Origin of the sequence: Rossellomorea sp. RS05 (genome assembly GCF_039822645.1) — a bacterium.
Taxonomy (GTDB): domain Bacteria; phylum Bacillota; class Bacilli; order Bacillales; family Bacillaceae_B; genus Rossellomorea; species Rossellomorea marisflavi_B.
In genome coordinates this window covers 219,440-238,127 of the sequence record NZ_JBDKWY010000003.1, presented here as the reverse complement: position 1 = coordinate 238,127, position 18,688 = coordinate 219,440, and the positions used below count along the sequence as shown (strand labels likewise).

Sequence of the window (18,688 nt, the reverse complement as noted above, 5' to 3'; positions counted from 1 at the left end):
GCATATCCGGGTTTTCTTTTTTCTTCTTACAGGAATGAACGCTTCACCTTTTCCCAGAAAGAATTATCCTTCAGCTTGACGGTCTTGATGATGTTCCCGCTCAGCTTCGCCTCGATGGTTTCGACGTGCTGGATGCCGAGGGCTTCATTGTCCATGCCCATGGCCGGATAATCATTCCCGTCCTGGACGATCTTCAGGACAAGTCGGCGTTCCTGACTGAGGATGAAGGAAGAGCCCAATGTCCGGTACCGATTATTGTTCAGGGAAGCCATCTCACTCACCTGAAGGCAGGGGATCATCGGATCGACGACTGCTCCGTTGACGGATTTATTGTAGGCCGTACTGCCCGTCGGTGTAGCGATGACCATACCATCGCCCCTGAACGTTTCAAAATGGTTATCGTCGATGAAGACATCCATCACGAATGTCTTGATGATGCCGGAGCGGATGCTGAACTCATTCAGACACAGGAATGAGGTTTGATGATCCACGGTCACTTCGATTGTCGGGTATTTCCTGACTTCGATCTGTTCCTTGGTCATCGCCTCGATCATTTTAGACGTATCATCGATATGGAAGTCACAGTACATGCTCAGTGTACCGCCGGTGGAAATGCCCGCATAGAGGCAGTCCTGCCGGAAGCCGGTCTTTCTGACGGCCTGAAGGAAGGTACCGTCGCCCCCTACGCTCACGATGATACTCGCATCTTCGTGACGATTAACGATGGTGAAATCATAGCGGCGCGCGAGTTCATAGAGTGAATCCACCTTCACTCCGAGTGCAGCATCTTTCAGGTGATAAAAATAAATATTGCGACGATTCATGTGAAATGCCCCCTGTCGATGTAGGTTAAGTTTTCCCATTTGATTAAAAATTTGCTAGAATCTTACTTAGTGAATATTCTACCATGTTTTATATGTAGAATGATAAAGATATCCTTACATAAGATTAGGATGAGAAAGGGAGGATTATACAACATGAATGCAAAAAGATGGATTGCACTTGGGATCGCAGCCGGACTGTTCTTTGTCTCGGTCATCGTCAACTTCGCCACATCGGCATTGAAGGGTGATTTCACAAGTGCCTGGGAAGAGGTGTTGAGCATGGACTCGACCCTGAATGAAGAAGTATTGGATACAGGGTCGTCCGGGGACCGGATCGCCGTACTCGAAGTGAACGGAGTCATACAGGATACAGGAGGTGCGAGCTCGCTGTTCGAGAGTGCGGGCTATAACCATCAGTCATTCCTGGAGCAGCTCGACGCTGTTGAAAAGGACGACACGGTCAAAGGGGTCATTCTTAAGGTGAACTCACCTGGTGGAGGAGTGGTGGAAAGCGCCCAAATCCACAAAAAACTTGAAGAAATCAAAAAAGATACAAAGAAACCGATCTATGTATCCATGGGAGGCACGGCCGCTTCAGGTGGTTACTACATATCCGCCCCTGCCACCAAGATCTTCGCCAGCAAAGAAACCCTCACAGGTTCCCTTGGGGTGATCATGCAGGGTATCAATTATTCAGAGCTTGCTGAAAAATACGGAGTCGACTTCGTAACGATCAAAAGTGGTCCATACAAAGATATCATGAGCCCGACAAGGGAGATGACCGATGAAGAGCGGGATATCCTGCAGTCCATGATCGATAATTCCTATGAAGGATTCGTGGACGTCATCGCGAGCGGCCGTGACATGTCGGAAGAACAAGTGAAGAAAATTGCCGACGGCCGGATCTATGACGGACAGCAGGCGAAGGAAGTCAATCTTATCGATGAATTCGGTTATTATGAAGACACCGTTGAGGCCATGAAGAAGGATTACAAGCTGAAAGATGTAGAAGTATTCCGTTATTCCTCAGGTGACTCTTTCGCAGGGCTCTTCAATATGGGCGCGAAGAAAATGATCGGTGGAGACATGGAAGCAACGGCCCTTGCCAAGATCCTATCCCAACCAAACGCACCACGTTTGATGTATCTATATTCTGAGTAAGGAGGGCTTGACCGATGAGTGACGTATATGAACAAGACGGCGTGCCCTTTCCTGAAAGGGAGCAGCCGAAAGAAGAAAGAATAGAATCAGGCATCCCTGCCAAAGGGTTTTTCCTGGCAGGATTTTGGATCAGATTCTGGGCCTACATCATCGACCTGATGGTGATCGGAAGTGTGACACGCCTCCTCGTAACACCGGTATTCAAGCTGCTGGATATCCCGATGGGGAGCTCCATGTTCGCTCCATACACCATCCTGACTACCATTGTCTTCTATGCTTACTTCGTTCTCATGACGAAGTTTTTCCACCAGACACTCGGGAAGATGGTATTCGGCGTCAAAGTGGTCGGCATCAAAGGACAGAAGCTCGACTGGGGGACCGTCCTATTCAGGGAGCTGATCGGACGCTTCATCTCCGGCACTTTCTTCATCCTCTATGTGGTTGTCGCCTTCACCACGAAAAAGCAGGGGATCCATGATCTCTTCGCCGATACAACGGTCGTACAGGAGAAAAGAAAGCTGGAGTTCACACCGGTACAAACATGAATCAAAAAAGATTGGGACAAAACAAAAAAGGTCATGACTAACAATATCAGCATGGCTTCTTTATACCGCTCATGATTTCCGTGTAAGACTTCGCTTTCCGCGGGTAGCCCGTGAGCCTCCTCGGCAAGCCTGCGGGGTCTCACATCAGCTACTCTTCCCGCTGGAGTCTACGTCTTGCACTCCAATCAACCGCTAGAAACAAGTAAATAGTAATGTTCATGAAACAAATCAAAAACCCGAACTATCTCAAGCAAGATAGTTCGGGTTTTACTATGACTAAAACACTCTTGTCCCAGCCTCTTTCTTTGTATTTGAGATTGGAATCCCCTCCATGCTTGATCGTAGAGGGGGGGGGCCAAAAGGAAAAGAAAGGTTTAAATCATGATCGTCGAGGCGATAATGGGAAGTTGAAGGGGTGTGATGGATATGAGCTGGTGGGTATGGACCCTCCTGATCCTCGCTGCGTTGCTGCTGCTATTATTAGTAATCATTTTTATAACCAAACTGACCATTACCGTATCCCTCTATCACGGAAATGATAATGATCATTTCAAGGTGATGCTCAGGGCCTGGTATGGAATCCTTAAATATACGATCGACATCCCCATGGTGAAAGTCGATGATGATGGTCCCAATGTCGTCCTGGAAGAAAAGAAGAAGGCAGGGGATGCCGGCTCTTCCAGTAAGGAAAAAGAGGAAAAGAAAAAGGTGACCCCTTCTGAATTCATGAATAGCCTCAAAGATACGAAAACACTCCTCGCCCATGTACGGTCCCTGCACCGGATCATCCGGCATTTCATGAAGAAAGTAAAGATGGATGATGTCATCTGGCATACGAAGATCGGCACGGGTGATGCCGCTGCCACAGGATCCTTCACAGGGGCGATATGGGGGCTGAAAGGAAGCATCATCAGTCTCATGAGCGGGTACATAAAACTTCAGTCCATGCCGGATCTGCAGGTGGTGCCCGACTTTCAACAAGCGATCATCCAAACCAGATTTTCATGTATCATCCAATTTAGAATTGGGAATGCTATCCTCGTAGGTTTCAAGATACTTCGTTTTTGGAGGGGCGGCAGGGCAGCGTTCAAAACCAGGCCCTTGTCCACCATCTCAGGTGAAAAACATTCAGTATAATAAGGAGGAACTGGCATGAGTGAACATCCTATTGAAGGATTAATGACCACCGCCATGGAAAATCTGAAACAAATGATCGATGTGAATACGATCATCGGCGACCCAGTCGAAACACCGGACGGAAGCGTGATATTGACGGTATCGAAAGTCGGGTTCGGATTTGCTGCAGGCGGCAGTGAATTCATCATCGACGGCAAGGGTAAAGGAGGAGATAATGGAGACAAGCCGCAGTCCGGACCAAAGCAACAACCTTTCGGTGGAGGAAGCGGTGGAGGTGTATCCATCACCCCGATCGCATTTCTGATCGTCAGTTCAAGGGGCATCAAAATGCTTCATCTTGATGAAAATACCCATCTCCTTGACCGACTTCTCGATCTTGCACCAGGTGCCATCGAAAAGATTCAGAGCATGCTGAAGAAAGACCATGATGGACACGGACCGGATCACCATAAACAAAATGTAGACTTCTAAGCCTTGAGGCGTGCAGATTCCTGCATGCCTCATTTTCTTTCCAGAAAGGGTAAGCCATAACAGTTGCGCACCCTCACCTCTTTTCTGTACTATGAAGAAGTACAACCTATTTTAAAGGAGGAATACATAATGGCATCTATCACATTCAAAAACAATCCTGTCACACTCGTAGGCAGCGAAGTCAAAGCAGGGGACCAAGCACCTGACTTTACCGTACTGGCTAACGATCTGTCAGAAGTGACACTTCAGGATTCAAAAGGCAAGGTGCGTTTGATCTCTGTCGTTCCTTCTATCGACACAGGCGTCTGTGACGCCCAAACACGAAAGTTCAATGAAGAAGCAGTCAAGTTCGGAAATGTGGAAGTCTTGACTATTTCCGCTGATCTGCCTTTCGCACAAAAACGCTGGTGCGGGTCAAACGGCATCGAGAATGTCCAAACCCTATCTGATCACCGTGATATGAGCTTCGGTGAAGCATACGGCGTCTACATGAAAGAACTCCGTCTGTTGGCACGTTCCGTATTCGTCGTGAACAGCAACGACGAAGTAACGTATGCAGAGTATGTGAGCGAAGGAACCGATCATCCGAACTATGAAGCAGCAATCGAAGCGGTTAAAAACGCAAAATAATGACACCAGATGCTGGCCCCGGCCAGCATCCTTTTTTGCCGCAAAAAGGGTCTGGTTTTTACAAAAGGCGATGCCCACGTTACAATAAAAGCACCAAACCGTGAAAAGGAATGAACGTACATGATGAATTCACCAGTCGAAACACTCTTCGGCATACTCGATGAAACCTCAACCCTTCTTCAGGAGGAGCTCAACTGTACCTATCTGGAGGCAGTCGCTGAAACAGGAGAGAATCTCTTTCAGGAGGAGATCCTCCAAGATGAACTCAGCGAGCTTACGAAGAAGCGATTATCCAAAAAATACGCGGAACTGAACCTTGACGAGACGGCAGATGAAGATATCCGGAAAGCTTTCCAATTTGCCATCTTGAAAGGGATGAAAGAAAATGTCCAGCCGAATCACCAGATGACGCCGGATTCCCTAGGCATGTTCATCAGCTATCTGGTGAACCGTTTTACCGAAGGAATGGAGACGCTCAAGGTCCTGGACCCGGCGATCGGAACAGGTAATCTCCTGACGACGGTGCTGAACCACCTGACAGGGAAAGAGACCGAGTCCGTCGGCGTGGAGATCGATGACGTGCTGATCAAGCTTGCCTATGTAGGAGCCAACCTGCAAAAGCATCCCCTTCAGCTCTTCAACCAGGATTCCCTTGAACCGCTCATGATCGATCCTGTGGATCTTGTCCTGAGTGACCTTCCAATCGGATACTATCCGAATGATACGAGGGCGAAGGACTATGAGCTGCAGGCGGATGAGGGTCATTCGTATGCCCATCATCTCTTTATCGAGCAGAGCCTGAAGCACACAAAAGAAGGAGGCTATCTGTTCTTTATCGTCCCGAACAATTTGTTTGAGTCTCCTTTTGCACCTCAGCTTCAAAACTTCTTGAATGAAACGGCGAATATCCAGGGCTTTCTACAGCTGCCCCTGTCCCTATTCAAGAATAAGCAGTCCGCCAAGAGCATCTTGATCCTTCAGAAGAAGGGTGAAGGGGTGGAGGCGCCGAAAGAAATCCTGTTGGCACAGCTTCCGAGCCTGTCCAACCAGAGAGCGCTGCAGGACATCCTTGGTAAGATCGATGGATGGCTGACTGAAAATAAACGATGATCGAATGAAAGGCTGCTTGTGAGCAGCCTTTTTTTGTTTCTCTTTTTGAGAATGGTGTTTGATGATGAGGGGTCCGTGCCTCTCCGCTGTGGACAGCCGCTTTCCACGGGGTGTGCGGTGAGCCTCCTCATGCTTGCGGGGTCTCACCCTGCCCACTTTTCCCGTAGGAGTCGGCTGTCCTTCGCTGCGAGGCACTCTTTTGGGAAGAGGAGGTCTCGATTTTGGCGATTCTTACTTTGTGAGGAGAAGGGTGTTGATAGAACCTGTTTGTAAGTTGAAGTGGTCCTACTTTTTTTAAGATGTTTCTTTTGAAAATGAAAGGGGCTCGATTCTCATTCTGATGTCTGCCTCATCGGGACTGCTATATGCTACATGGGTGTTCTACCAGCAAATGCCGTTCCAAGGTCCAAACTTACTGCAAAGGTGGAGAGATTGGAACTCACCCCTGAATAAAAATCACTGGGACTCTCTTATATAGCAAAGAGTGGATTGGAGCGGAGGGCGCTTGACTCCAGCGGAAAAGGAGGAGTAGCGAGACCCCGCAGGCACGAGGAGGCTCGACGCCCTCCCCGCAGGAAAGCAAGCGCCCGCAGCGAAAAGGAACGGTCCCCACATCCATTTCCCCTCCAAGGAGAACAAAATCCCCATCCACCCGGTCCTTGTTCCAGGATGAATTAGCTGAATTAATTGAAAAAAAGACCTCTGCACCCGTTATTTAAATTTTGGGAAAATAATTAATTTAACATGTAACCGATGTCATTTCAAGCTTTTTCTTGAAATGGGGGTGGGCTAGTGATTAAATGAGGAATTGAGAGATAAAAATTCGTTCATGGAACAAAATAAATGAAGAGATTCAAACATAAAGGGAGCGATATACCGTGGCAAAAAAAGTCATTGCAATTAACGCTGGAAGTTCTTCCTTGAAATTTCAGCTTTTTGATATGCCGGCAGAAACCGTCATCACAAAAGGACTCGTTGAGCGTATCGGACTGAAGGATTCCGTCTTCACCATTTCTGTAAACGGCGAGAAAAACGAAGAAATCACCGATATCCCGAATCACGAAGTGGCTGTTAAAATGCTTTTGGACAAGCTCACTGGTTTCGGCATCATTTCTTCTCTTGATGAAATCGAAGGAATCGGTCACCGCGTTGTACACGGTGGGGAAGTATTCAATGAATCCGTCCTCATCACTGATGAAGTATTGGAGAAAATCGACGAGCTCTCAGAGCTTGCACCCCTTCACAACCCGGCGAACCTGACTGGAATCCAAGCGTTCAGGAACATCCTGCCTAACGTGCCGGCTGTTGCTGTGTTTGATACAGCTTTCCATCAGACGATGCCTGAAAGTTCATTCCTGTACAGCCTGCCATATGAGTACTACGAAAAATACGGAATCCGCAAGTACGGCTTCCACGGTACATCCCATAAATATATCTCTGAGCGTGCAGCTGAGATGCTCGGTCGCCCGAAAGAGCAGCTTCGCCTGATCTCTTGTCACTTGGGTAACGGAGCAAGCATCGCCGCGATCGAAGGCGGCAAATCCATCGATACATCTATGGGCTTCACTCCACTTGCGGGTGTGGCAATGGGTACACGTTCAGGTAATATCGACCCTGCGTTGATTCCCTTCATTATGGAAAAAACCGATTCAACAGCTGATGAAGTGTTGAACGTCTTGAATAAAAAATCAGGGATCCTCGGTGTTTCCGGATTCTCAAGCGATCTTCGCGACATCCAGGATGGGGTGGAAGCAGGGAACGAGCGTGCTGAGCTTGCTCTTGACGTATTCGCTAACCGCATCCACAAATACATCGGTTCATATGCTTCACGCATGAACGGGGTCGATGCCATTGTCTTCACTGCAGGAATCGGTGAAAACAGCTTGATCGTTCGTGAAAGGGTCCTTAAAGGCCTTGAGTTCATGGGTGTTTATTGGGATCCTGCACGCAACACGACGCGCGGGGAAGAGACATTCCTGAGCTACCCTCACTCACCGGTTAAAGTCATGGTCATCCCGACCAACGAAGAAGTCATGATCGCCCGTGACGTTCTTGAAAAAGGCGATATCTGATCGCTGCCAGAGCCTTCACCCAGACCGGGTGAAGGCTTTTTCTTATTCCGCGTAACATTGACTGATTTAAGAAAAGAAGTAGAAGACGGGAAGGTGGAATGTCGGATCAACAGAGAGAGTGCGGTGAAATGATATGAAATGGGTCAAAAATGGAGTCGCCACTTGATTTTCCACCGGCATTTTCAGGCTGATTTCCAAAATGAGTGTGATATACTTAAAGCAAATCTAGTTTGTGCGAGGAGTGGATGGAGTGAGCTGGTCTGAGAGAGATCAACAGGTATGGGATTCTATCAAGGCTTGGAAACGTGATTTGTACGATTATGAAGCAAATGACCTCGAGTTTACATATGTGAAATGGTTGGACACGGCCTTTGGAGCGGTGCCTGAAGAGGTGCAGGAATCATTTTTTCAGCGCTTGGACGGCTGGTTGTTTCAACTGCACTCCCTGATCCAAGGGTCGCAGATGCAAAACGATGCCAAAGAACGGATTTTGTCCACTGCCCGGACCTTTAACCCCGATATCCAGGTGGTGGATGATCTTGCTGTCCTGTCCATTGATCAGCTGCATTATATCGCTGAACAGCATGCGGGACGTCACCGCTTCTACTCCCTTGTCCAAGGGGGGATCACCGGCACAGGCGGCTTGGTGGCTCTCGGCTCTGATCTTCCTGCGATGGCCGTCATCAATCTTCGTTCCATCCAGCTGATCGCCGCGTCCTATGGCTGCGACGTCCAGGCGCCGTTTGAAACGATGACTTCCCTGAAGGTGTTCCACGCGGCCACCCTGCCTGCCAGGCTGCAGGCCGAGACATGGGACGATCTTCTTCAGGACCTGGAGAGCAAGGGGGCAACGTATTTCTTTGACGGATCCGAACAGCTGACGGATTATACCTGGCTTGAGGGGACGCTGAAGCAATCGATGAAGGCACTGGCGATTTCCATGTTCAAGGGCAAGAAATGGTCGGGGCTGCCCCTGATCTCCATGGCAATCGGGGCGGGCTCCAATTATCAGCTGTCCAGGAGGATCACTGCATTTGCAGAGAAGTATTATCAGTACAGGTATTTAAGAGAAAAGAAAAGCTGAAACGCAAACGGCGGAGAGAGAATTCTCCGTCGTTTTTTTATGCATGGATTTCCGGATTGGTCCGATACCAGATCCATAGATCGTTGATGGCTGAAGCCCGGTCGCTGATGCGTTCATTGATCAGGCACGAGCGTTCGAAATCGTCTTCCTCTGACAAGTCGGTCAGCAGCGTATCAATTTCCCATTCGAGTTCCTTGATGCGATCGGGGATGGTGCCACGGATCTTTTCCCACTCAATCAGAATCCTTTGTTGCTGATGGGGAGGGTATTCGTGCCAGTCCCGGGTCAGGTCGGGCAGCCGGATCTTCAAGCGCTCATCTGTTTTAAAGTTGATCATGGTGATCCCTCATTTCGTAGACTCATTTCCATCCTACACGATTTCACGGAAGGATTCGAAGAATTTATACAAATTCGTGAATAAGTGTTGAATAAATACACAATAGATGCTAATATTAATTCAACTTAAAGAATATTTATTCAATCGAGAAGATTTATTGGAGGGAATTATGTTGAATCAAAAAGTGGTTTTAGCCTACTCAGGTGGTTTAGATACGTCAGTTGCAGTTCAGTGGTTGAAAGAAAAAGGATACGAAGTCATTGCATGTTGCCTGGATGTCGGGGAAGGAAAGGATCTTGATTTCGTTCAATCGAAAGCATTGAAGGTCGGTGCATCCAAAAGCTATGTGATCGATGCGAAACAAGAATTCGCGGATGAATTTGCCCTGCTGGCCCTGCAAAGCCATGCTCTCTATGAAGGGAAATATCCGTTGGTGTCGGCCCTGTCCAGACCCCTTATCGCCAAAAAACTTGTGGAGATCGCGGAGCAGGAGAATGCAATGGCAGTCGCTCACGGCTGTACGGGAAAAGGGAACGACCAGGTTCGTTTTGAAGTCTCCATTGCAGCGTTGAATCCTTCACTTGAGGTACTTGCACCGGTCCGTGACTGGAAATGGTCAAGGGAAGAAGAGATTGAATATGCAAAAGAGAAAGGGATTCCGGTTCCGATCAACCTTGACTCCCCGTATTCCATCGACCAGAACCTATGGGGAAGAAGCAATGAGTGCGGCGTCCTAGAAGATCCTTGGGCAGCACCGCCTGAAGACGCGTATGATCTGACCGTGAGCATCGAGGAAGCGCCTGACACAGCCGACACGGTGGAAATCACCTTCGATAAAGGGGTGCCGGTCGCACTGGACTCTGTTCCTTATCCGCTTCATGAACTCATTGCCAAGCTGAATATCCTTGGAGGCAAGCACGGTGTCGGCCGTATAGACCATGTGGAAAATCGCCTGATCGGCATCAAGTCCCGCGAGGTCTATGAATGCCCGGCTGCCATCACGTTGCTGAAAGCACATAAAGAGCTGGAAGATCTGACCCTTGTGAAGGAACTTGCCCATTATAAGCCGGTCATCGAGAAGAAAATGACCGAATTGATCTATGAAGGACTATGGTTCTCACCGTTGAACAAAGCCTTGAAGGCGTTCCTCGATGAATCCCAACAGTTCGTGAACGGGACCGTCCGTGTGAAATTGTTCAAAGGCCATGCCATCGTGGAAGGAAGAATGTCTCCGAATTCGCTTTATGACGAAAACCTTGCGACGTATACGAAAGCCGATCAATTCGACCATGATGCCGCTGTCGGATTCATCAAGCTTTGGGGTCTTCCGACGAAAGTATCATCCATGGTGAATAAACCGGCAAAGGAAAAGGTTTCTCTATGATGAAGTTATGGGGAGGACGTTTTACGAAAAAACCTGAAGAGTGGGTGGATGAATTCAATGCGTCCATTTCATTCGACCAGGAACTGGTCATGGAAGACATCGAGGGAAGCAAGGCCCATGTCACCATGTTGAAAAAATGCGGGATCCTGTCGGCTGAAGAAGCCGACCAGATCCTTGGTGGATTGAATGAACTGGAGGAGAAGGCTGCAGCAGGCAGCCTTGAGTTCTCCACCCAGTATGAGGATATCCATCTGAATCTTGAGAAGCTTCTCATCGATACGGTCGGCGAGGTGGGAGGGAAGCTTCATACAGGCAGAAGCCGGAACGACCAGATCGCTACCGATATGCATCTCTTCCTGAAGAAAAGGGTGGAAGAGGTCATCGGGCTGATCGGAGAATTCCAGGAGGCCATATTGAAGCAGGCCGAGGATAATATCGAGACGATGATTCCAGGGTATACGCATCTGCAGCGTGCCCAGCCGATTTCATTTGCCCACCATCTGATGACGTACTACTGGATGCTTGATCGTGATAAGGAGCGCCTGAATGATTCCATGAAGCGCATTGATCTGTCCCCCCTTGGAGCAGGGGCGCTTGCCGGGACCACCTTCCCGATCGATCGGGCGTATTCGGCCGAACTCCTTGGATTCAGCGGGGTATACGAAAACAGCCTGGATGCTGTGAGCGACAGGGATTTCATCTTGGAGTTTCTAAGCAACAGTGCGATCCTCATGACGCATCTTTCGCGCCTCGCAGAAGAGTTTATCCTGTGGTCAACGGAGGAGTTCCACTTAATCGAGCTTGATGACAGTTTCACGACAGGAAGCAGCATCATGCCTCAGAAGAAAAACCCCGATATGGCAGAGCTTGTCCGCGGGAAGACAGGAAGGGTGAACGGAAACCTTCTATCGCTCCTTACCGTGTTGAAAGGGTTGCCTCTTGCCTACAACAAAGACATGCAGGAGGACAAGGAGGGGATGTTCGATACGGTGAAGACCGTAATCGGCTCCTTAAAGATCTTTACGGGCATGATGGATACGATGACGGTGAATAAAGACGTAATGGAAGAAGCGGTAGGGACCGATTTCTCCAACGCGACGGAGCTTGCCGATTATCTTGCTGCCAAGGGCATGCCGTTCCGTAAGGCCCATGAGGTCGTAGGGAAGCTTGTGCTACATTGTATCGAGCAGGGCTACTTCCTGAAGGATGTGACTCTCGCTACGTATCAACAGCATTCAGAACTGATCGAAAGCGACATTTATGACATCATCGCCCCTTCTGCAGCCGTGAAGCGTAGGAATTCCTATGGCGGTACCGGCTTTGAACAAGTGAAGATTCAAATTGAAAAAGCCAAAGGTGCTTTGGTGACTAAATAAAGACATCCCCCTGAATGGATTCAGGGGGATGTTGTATGTGTTACTCTTCTTCATCGGGCTCTTCGGTCCGGACCACAAGGACGTCGCATTTGGCGGCCCTCGTGATGTGCTCCGAAACGCTGCCGATCAGGAAACGTTCCACAGCGTTAAGACCGGTCGCCCCGCAAATGATAAGATCTTTTCCTTTTTCGGAGGCTTTCTTCGGTATGACCACTTTGGGTGATCCGTACTCTACATAGGTGTGGATCTTGGTGAGGCCGCATCGTTCCGCATTGGTTTTATATTCACCAAGCAGCTCTTCTGCATATTTGATGGCCCGTTCCCCGATGGTATGATCATAGGAGTCGATGGCGGCATAAGACCGAGTGTCGATGACGTGGAGCAGTGAAAGGACAGCATCATTCCTCTTGGCAATGGCAATTCCTTTTTTGAAGGCCCATTCCGCTTCTTTTGATCCATCTACAGCCACTAGAATATCACGATATTTCAAACCCATCTTCAACCCCTCCTTTTCTTTATCATACTATATTTTCCCACGTATTTCTGTAGCGAATTTTCAAACAATAAGGTGGAATTTCCTACGAATGGAGGAGGGACCATCTTGAAAAAGGATGAAAACAAGCAGCTCACATATGATGAAGGAGCAAGCGAGCAGGTAAGTCAGCAGATTATGGATTCATACACGAGCGGCGTTGTCGGTACTGAGGACGGACGCTATGATGCCGAGGAAAAGAAAGAGAATTAACAGGAGCCTCGATCACCCTGCCTGATGGGTGATCGAGGCTTTTTCTTTTTGGAGCCGATTCGCGAAAAAGTAGAGAGCCCCAGTAAATAAGAAAGACAGGAAGCCCGGTGACAGGAAATCGGGAAGGAGCGCATACAGGGCGATGCCTGCCACCATCACGTAGATGGCTGTCTTGTTCGTAACCGTCGTTCCTGCAGCGAGGGCGGCGAGGTCACGTTCGTGAAGACCTCCCTTCCTGAGAAGAAGGAAGTCGCTGACAATGATGGCCGATAAGGGTACCAACAGCATGCCAAGGAGGGAAATGAACCCTTCTGCCCCATAGACGAGCTGTGGGAACAGACTGAGAATGATCCCGGCGATGGAGAAGAGGAGTGCGCTCTGGATCCTGCTCAGGTGTGGAAGGGCATTGAGCAGACTGTAGCCTCCTGTATATGCATTGCTAAGGTTGATGGAAATCATGGAGACCAGGGCCGAGATGGTGATGATCGACAGCAGCAACACGGATGAGGTGAGTTCACCGGCTGTCACGAAGGGATTCAATCCCCCGTAAAGGCTGGCGCATATCCCGCCAAGAAGGGCTGTCATCATGAACCCGGTCATGTTTCCTCCAAGGACGCCCCAGAACCCCTGACGTGGACTTACGCTATATCGGGTCATATCGGATGCCGCACTCACACCGGAAATATACTGGACGAAGGCAAGGCTTCCGTAAAAGAAGAATGCTCCTGTCGAGAAGTTGCCCTGATGAACTGTTCCGCCTTGGTCTCCTGTAAGGAATAGGGCCAACAGGATGAACTGGCCGGCAATCAAGATGGGAATGAACCACTTGGTGGCACGTTTGACTGCTTCGAAGCCGACAAGGGCCAGAGCGGTCATCAAGAGGGCGAGGCCGAGTGCCACAGGGATGAACGGGATGGAGGCACCGGTCAATTTCTTGATGATGGAGGTGACGACCAGCGTCCCGCCGATGGTCTGCACGCTGAACCAATAGAGGGATGTAAGGGTGCGGACCGGTGAAGCGACCCTCATGGAAAGCTTTTTACCAAGGACGGACCGGAGGACATACTGAGCTGGCAGCCCGTATCGGGAACCGGGAAGGGACAGCATGGATACGCAGAAGAAGGCCAGGAAGGCACCTAATACCGTCGAGAGGAATGCTGCATAAAAGGGCAGGCCGCCTTGGACCACGGCAAGTGCCGGTACAAGGAAGTTCCCTGAATTGACGGAGAACGCGAGCTGGATGATGAAGTACTCTTTCCAAGAGGTAGTCTTTTTATCTTGAGGGACGGATTCAAGGCCGAATCGTTCGATCATGGACGTTTTCATTTTCACATAAACTCCTTTATCTTTGGCGACACTGAACATATCTTATTGTAATGATTTCTGAGAGGAAACAGAAGGGTTTTCGTTGAATACCTTGAAGTATGGATCGACGCTTTCGTGTTCATCAGGAAAGAAGGAGGAAGGACTATGCAGATCGGCATACCGAAAGAGATCAAAAATAATGAAAACAGGGTGGCCATGACTCCTGCTGGTGTCGTGAACCTGGTGGTGAATGGTCATGAGGTGTTCATCGAGTCGGGCGCAGGCAATGGGTCGGGCTTCACCGATGAAGATTATGTGAACGCCGGAGGGAAAATCGTCGACGGTGCAGAAGAAGCGTGGGCCAAAGAGATGGTCATGAAAGTGAAGGAACCGCTACCAGAGGAATACGGGTACTTCCGCGAGGGGCTAATCCTGTTTACATACCTCCATCTTGCACCTGAGCCTGCACTGACGAAGGCCCTGATCAAGAACAAGGTGGTGGGGATCGCCTATGAGACCGTCGAGGTGAACCGTTCCCTCCCGCTTCTCACTCCTATGAGTGAAGTGGCAGGAAGGATGGCGACCCAGATCGGGGCGCAGTTCCTTGAGAAGATCCACGGCGGGAAAGGGGTCCTTCTTTCCGGGGTTCCGGGAGTGAGTCGAAGCAAGGTGACGATCATCGGGGGTGGAGTCGCCGGGACGAATGCGGCCAAGATGGCTGTCGGTCTTGGTGCCGACGTCACGATACTCGATCTCAGCCCCGAGCGGTTGCGGCAGCTTGATGATATTTTTGGCCGTGATGTGACCACGCTCATGAGCAACCCCTTGAATATTGAGCATGCCGTGAAGGAATCGGATCTTGTGATCGGAGCGGTGCTCATACCGGGGGCAAAAGCTCCGAAGCTCGTGACCGAAGAGATGATCCGGTCCATGAACCCCGGCTCGGTCGTTGTGGATATTGCCATCGATCAGGGAGGGATTTTCGAGACGACGGACAGGATCACGACCCATGATCATCCCACCTATGTGAAGCACGGAGTTGTCCATTATGCGGTGGCCAATATGCCGGGTGCAGTGCCTCGTACGTCCACAATCGCCCTGACCAATGTGACCGTACCCTATGCCCTGCTCATTGCCAATAAGGGCTATAAGAAAGCCTGCATGGATCATGAGCCGCTGATGAAAGGAATCAATACATTGAACGGCTATGTGACCTACAAAGCGGTTGCGGAGGCCCACGATCTCGATTATTCCGATACCCTCACCCAATTGAAGCAGGTGTAAGGGTAAGGTAAAGGGCCTATTCCGGATCAGATGAAAAACTCTGATCCGGAGTTCTCCTACCCTCTGAGATTAGTCATAACACTAAATGGATGGTGCCGGACCTGGCATCATCCTTTTTTATATCATAAGACTTCTTCATCCTGGGACAACTTTCCCGAGATCCGTGCATATAGATGGGGTAAGCAGGAAGGAGTGGGATGAATGAAAAAGCAGCGATACGTCCTTTGTCTATTAATGACGGGGGTTTTACTCTATTATGCAGTACCGAGGCTGTCGATCTTTGCAGAGGGGATGGAAGGGTGGTTCTCCCTTTCATGGCTGATCCTTGCCATGTTCGTCCTTGCGGGGAACTTCGCAGCCGTGCTTTATTCACCGAAGAAAGGAAAGAAGGGCACGAAGCAGCCGGAGAGGAAGCGCGTACTCGGTCGATGACGGAAGGGGGAGTCGGGTATTCGATTCCCCCTGAGATTGAAACGGAGGGGGTCTTCACCTTATAATATGAATAGGACGATATAAAGAAGGGTGAACGAGTTGGCTACTAAACATGAACAGATACTAGAGTATATCGATACCCTCCCGGTCGGGGAAAAGATTTCCGTCCGTCAGATCGCCAAAGCCCTCAATGTCAGTGAAGGAACGGCATACCGCGCCATCAAGGATGCGGAAACAAAAGGCTATGTGAGTACGATTGAACGTGTAGGGACCATCAGGATCGAACAGAAGAAAAAAGAGAACATCGAGAAGCTGACCTATGCAGAGGTGGTCAATATCATTGACGGCCAAGTGCTGGGCGGGAAGACCGGCTTACATAAAATGCTGAACAAATTCGTCATCGGGGCCATGAAACTGGAAGCCATGATGCGCTATACCGAAGCCGGGAACCTCTTGATCATCGGGAACCGTTCCCAGGCGCAGGAGCATGCGCTTAGGGCAGGGGCGGCCGTGTTGATCACGGGAGGATTCGACGCAGAAGATCATGTGAAGCGATTGGCTGATGAGTTGGAACTTCCGATCATTTCGACGTCCTATGATACTTTCACCGTCGCCACGATGATCAACCGGGCTATCTTTGATCAGCTCATCAAGAAGGAAATCATCTTTGTGGAGGATATCCTGACCCCCATAGAGGACACGGTCCATCTCCATATCGATGATACGCTGGAAGAATGGTATGAAAAGAACCAGTACACCTTCCACAGCCGATTCCCCGTCGTCGATGGGAACAGGAAGGTTATCGGGATGGTTACCTCAAAGGATGTCATGGGGCAGGAAAAGCATATGGGGATCGACAAGATCATGACCCGCCATCCCATCACAGTCAACGGCAATACGAGCGTGGCCTCAGCCGCCCATATCATGATCTGGGAAGGGATCGAAGTGCTGCCTGTCGTGAATGAACACCATAAGCTGATGGGGATCGTCAGTCGTCAGGATGTGCTGAAGGCCCTTCAAATGATCCAGCGTCAGCCTCAGGTCGGGGAGACGATCGAAGACATCATCACCAACGGGGTACAAGCTGCCTCAGAGCGCAAAGGCGATAAGGAAACCTATCAGTTCGCCGTCACGCCCCAGATGACGACGGGGATCGGGACGATTTCGTACGGTGTCTTCACCACCCTGATGACAGAGGCGGCCAATCGTGCCCTCAAGCCGTATAAAAAAGGGGATATCGTCATTGAAAATATGACGATCTACTTCATCAAGCCCGTTCAGATGGAAAGCATGCTGGATATCCATCCGAAGGTACTTGATGTGGGAAGGAAATTCGGGAAAGTGGATGTGGAAGTCTATCACGATGGGGTGCTTGTCGGGAAATCCCTGATGATCTGTCAGCTCATCGATCGCCACTGATGCAACGAAAAGGACCTGCCGGGTGCCGGCAGGCCAAAGGAATCACTGATTCAATTCTTCCGCTTCCCGCTGAGCATAGGGAAGGACATGTTTATAATAGCGGAACCCCATCCATAAACTCCCGGCTCCGATGAGGATGAAAAAGATCCCCACTACATACGTGACGGTGCCGGAGAACAGGATGAGCTGATTGATGCCAAAAAGGGCCACGAACAAGCCTAGTGCCATACTGGACTTGGCGGACAGCCATTTTTTCTCCATGGGCCGTTTTGTCCTTACCTGCTTCACCTTATAGAAGAGGTAGAAGGAAAACGCTAACACTACGAAAAATGCGAAGAAATACAAGATGGACAACCCCCGTTCAAGTTTCTCGCTCTTATTTTACAGATAATTCCCGCCATTGCCAATATAAATCACAAAGGAGATTTCCATGAAAGATCAAATCCTGAATCTTATCAAGCAATATGAAACCATCATCGTCCACCGCCATGTGAGACCAGACCCGGATGCCTACGGTTCGCAGGGAGGCCTTGTGGAAATCCTCAAAGCTTCTTTTCCGGATAAAAGAATCTTTGCCGTCGGGGAAGAAGAGCCGACGCTCCATTATCTGAACCGTCTCGATGTAATCGAAGATCATGTGTTTGAGGGAGCCCTTGTTATCGTCTGTGACACGGCCAACGCCGAACGGATCTGCGATCTCCGTTACAGTCTCGGCGATCAGCTCGTCAAAATCGATCATCACCCGAACGAGGACCCATACGGAGATGTCCTTTGGGTGGACACGAGTGCGAGTTCGGTGAGTGAGATGATCTATGATTTCTATGAGTTCGGGAAGGACAAAGGACTGACCCTCCCGGACAGTGCAGCCCGTCTCTTATTTGCAGGGATCGTCGGAGATACGGGACGCTTCCTCTATCCGAGTACGACCCAAAAGACATTTGATATCGCAGGTGAACTCATACGCAAGGATTTCGACCGGAATGACCTGTTCAATAAAATGTACGAAGTCGATGCCAACGTGGTGAAACTGCATGGATACGTGCTCCAGAACTTCGAAATGGATGAGCTCGGATGCGGGAATATGACCATGACGAAGGAAATCCTTGAGGAATTCGATGTCGTGCCATCCGAGGCATCACTCCTTGTCAGCGTCCTCGGGAACATTAAAGGAATGAAGGCGTGGGTCTTCTTCATAGAAGAAGATGACCAGATCAGGGTCAGGCTCCGCTCCAAGGGCCCGGTCATCAATACGGTGGCGAAGAAATACAACGGAGGCGGCCACCCGCTGGCAGCAGGGGCGTCCATTCATTCGTGGGAACAAAAGGCCCATGTGATGGAGGATCTTCGGGACGTATGCAGGGAATCATGATGA

Annotated in this window: 20 protein-coding genes; 15 read left to right on the top strand and 5 right to left on the bottom strand. The window is 49.7% G+C overall.

Annotated elements, in window-relative coordinates:
* Window positions 1-26: 26 nt before the first annotated feature.
* Entirely contained in the window at window positions 27-824 is a 798-nt protein-coding gene (locus ABJ225_RS11045) for an NAD kinase (protein WP_347320155.1), read from the bottom strand.
* Window positions 825-977: 153 nt separating this feature from the next.
* Here ABJ225_RS11045 and sppA point away from each other — a divergent pair, with 153 nt between their 5' ends.
* The 8 genes from sppA to ABJ225_RS11005 all read left to right on the top strand — a co-directional run bounded on the left by sppA (window position 978) and on the right by ABJ225_RS11005 (window position 9,034).
* Window positions 978-1,985 (top strand): signal peptide peptidase SppA, encoded by a 1,008-nt coding sequence (gene sppA / locus ABJ225_RS11040; protein ID WP_347320153.1) that lies wholly within the window; start codon window positions 978-980, stop codon window positions 1,983-1,985.
* A 14-nt stretch (window positions 1,986-1,999) separates the two neighbouring features.
* On the top strand, window positions 2,000-2,530 hold the full coding sequence (locus tag ABJ225_RS11035; RefSeq protein WP_347320151.1) for an RDD family protein: 531 nt from the start codon (window positions 2,000-2,002) through the stop codon (window positions 2,528-2,530).
* Between the two features lie 426 nt (window positions 2,531-2,956).
* Window positions 2,957-3,667 (top strand): DUF2953 domain-containing protein, encoded by a 711-nt coding sequence (locus ABJ225_RS11030; protein WP_218247303.1) that lies wholly within the window; start codon window positions 2,957-2,959, stop codon window positions 3,665-3,667.
* 15 nt (window positions 3,668-3,682) lie between these two features.
* The gene (gene ytfJ, locus ABJ225_RS11025; RefSeq protein WP_048007462.1) at window positions 3,683-4,138 is read left to right on the top strand and encodes a GerW family sporulation protein; all 456 of its coding nucleotides are present in this window, start codon (window positions 3,683-3,685) and stop codon (window positions 4,136-4,138) included.
* A gap of 129 nt (window positions 4,139-4,267) precedes the next feature.
* A complete protein-coding gene (gene tpx, locus ABJ225_RS11020) occupies window positions 4,268-4,768 on the top strand; it encodes a thiol peroxidase (protein ID WP_053426339.1) in 501 nt (166 codons plus the stop codon).
* 123 nt (window positions 4,769-4,891) lie between these two features.
* Window positions 4,892-5,878 carry a class I SAM-dependent methyltransferase gene (locus ABJ225_RS11015; RefSeq protein ID WP_347320310.1) on the top strand — a complete coding sequence of 329 codons (987 nt, stop codon included), beginning with the start codon at window positions 4,892-4,894 and terminating at the stop codon, window positions 5,876-5,878.
* A gap of 878 nt (window positions 5,879-6,756) precedes the next feature.
* Window positions 6,757-7,950 carry an acetate kinase gene (locus ABJ225_RS11010; protein ID WP_218247305.1) on the top strand — a complete coding sequence of 398 codons (1,194 nt, stop codon included), beginning with the start codon at window positions 6,757-6,759 and terminating at the stop codon, window positions 7,948-7,950.
* A 250-nt stretch (window positions 7,951-8,200) separates the two neighbouring features.
* Entirely contained in the window at window positions 8,201-9,034 is an 834-nt protein-coding gene (locus ABJ225_RS11005) for an EcsC family protein (RefSeq protein ID WP_347320147.1), read from the top strand.
* A 37-nt stretch (window positions 9,035-9,071) separates the two neighbouring features.
* On the opposite strand, the gene ABJ225_RS11000 is transcribed toward ABJ225_RS11005, so the two are convergent.
* A complete protein-coding gene (locus ABJ225_RS11000; protein WP_218247307.1) occupies window positions 9,072-9,371 on the bottom strand; it encodes a hypothetical protein in 300 nt (99 codons plus the stop codon).
* 169 nt (window positions 9,372-9,540) lie between these two features.
* Between ABJ225_RS11000 and ABJ225_RS10995 the strand changes: the two genes are divergently transcribed.
* Both ABJ225_RS10995 and argH read left to right on the top strand, forming a co-directional pair.
* Window positions 9,541-10,755, top strand: coding sequence for an argininosuccinate synthase (locus ABJ225_RS10995; protein ID WP_286188407.1), 1,215 nt, complete (start codon window positions 9,541-9,543; stop codon window positions 10,753-10,755).
* Window positions 10,752-12,131 (top strand): argininosuccinate lyase, encoded by a 1,380-nt coding sequence (gene argH / locus ABJ225_RS10990; protein ID WP_347320145.1) that lies wholly within the window; start codon window positions 10,752-10,754, stop codon window positions 12,129-12,131. The genes ABJ225_RS10995 and argH overlap by 4 nt, the downstream gene beginning before the upstream one ends.
* A gap of 40 nt (window positions 12,132-12,171) precedes the next feature.
* Here the strand turns inward: argH and ABJ225_RS10985 are convergent, their stop codons facing one another.
* On the bottom strand, window positions 12,172-12,627 hold the full coding sequence (locus ABJ225_RS10985; protein ID WP_079516617.1) for a universal stress protein: 456 nt from the start codon (window positions 12,625-12,627) through the stop codon (window positions 12,172-12,174).
* A gap of 105 nt (window positions 12,628-12,732) precedes the next feature.
* Between ABJ225_RS10985 and ABJ225_RS10980 the strand changes: the two genes are divergently transcribed.
* Complete coding sequence (locus ABJ225_RS10980) at window positions 12,733-12,876, top strand: hypothetical protein (protein WP_159640757.1); 144 nt, start codon at window positions 12,733-12,735, stop codon at window positions 12,874-12,876.
* A 12-nt stretch (window positions 12,877-12,888) separates the two neighbouring features.
* Here the strand turns inward: ABJ225_RS10980 and ABJ225_RS10975 are convergent, their stop codons facing one another.
* Complete coding sequence (locus ABJ225_RS10975; protein ID WP_347320142.1) at window positions 12,889-14,202, bottom strand: purine-cytosine permease family protein; 1,314 nt, start codon at window positions 14,200-14,202, stop codon at window positions 12,889-12,891.
* A 144-nt stretch (window positions 14,203-14,346) separates the two neighbouring features.
* On the opposite strand from ABJ225_RS10975, the gene ald reads away from it, so the two are divergent.
* The 3 genes from ald to ABJ225_RS10960 all read left to right on the top strand — a co-directional run bounded on the left by ald (window position 14,347) and on the right by ABJ225_RS10960 (window position 17,316).
* Window positions 14,347-15,465 carry an alanine dehydrogenase gene (gene ald / locus ABJ225_RS10970; RefSeq protein ID WP_347320140.1) on the top strand — a complete coding sequence of 373 codons (1,119 nt, stop codon included), beginning with the start codon at window positions 14,347-14,349 and terminating at the stop codon, window positions 15,463-15,465.
* A gap of 201 nt (window positions 15,466-15,666) precedes the next feature.
* Window positions 15,667-15,897: a hypothetical protein gene (locus tag ABJ225_RS10965; RefSeq protein WP_056534923.1), complete on the top strand. Its 231-nt coding sequence runs from the start codon at window positions 15,667-15,669 to the stop codon at window positions 15,895-15,897.
* 99 nt (window positions 15,898-15,996) lie between these two features.
* Window positions 15,997-17,316, top strand: a complete 1,320-nt coding sequence (locus tag ABJ225_RS10960; RefSeq protein WP_056534925.1) for a DRTGG domain-containing protein — start codon at window positions 15,997-15,999, stop codon at window positions 17,314-17,316.
* A gap of 42 nt (window positions 17,317-17,358) precedes the next feature.
* Here the strand turns inward: ABJ225_RS10960 and ABJ225_RS10955 are convergent, their stop codons facing one another.
* Window positions 17,359-17,661, bottom strand: a complete 303-nt coding sequence (locus tag ABJ225_RS10955; RefSeq protein WP_056534927.1) for a YtpI family protein — start codon at window positions 17,659-17,661, stop codon at window positions 17,359-17,361.
* Between the two features lie 85 nt (window positions 17,662-17,746).
* Between ABJ225_RS10955 and ABJ225_RS10950 the strand changes: the two genes are divergently transcribed.
* Window positions 17,747-18,685, top strand: a complete 939-nt coding sequence (locus ABJ225_RS10950) for a DHH family phosphoesterase (protein ID WP_218247313.1) — start codon at window positions 17,747-17,749, stop codon at window positions 18,683-18,685.
* The last annotated feature ends 3 nt before the right edge of the window (window positions 18,686-18,688 follow it).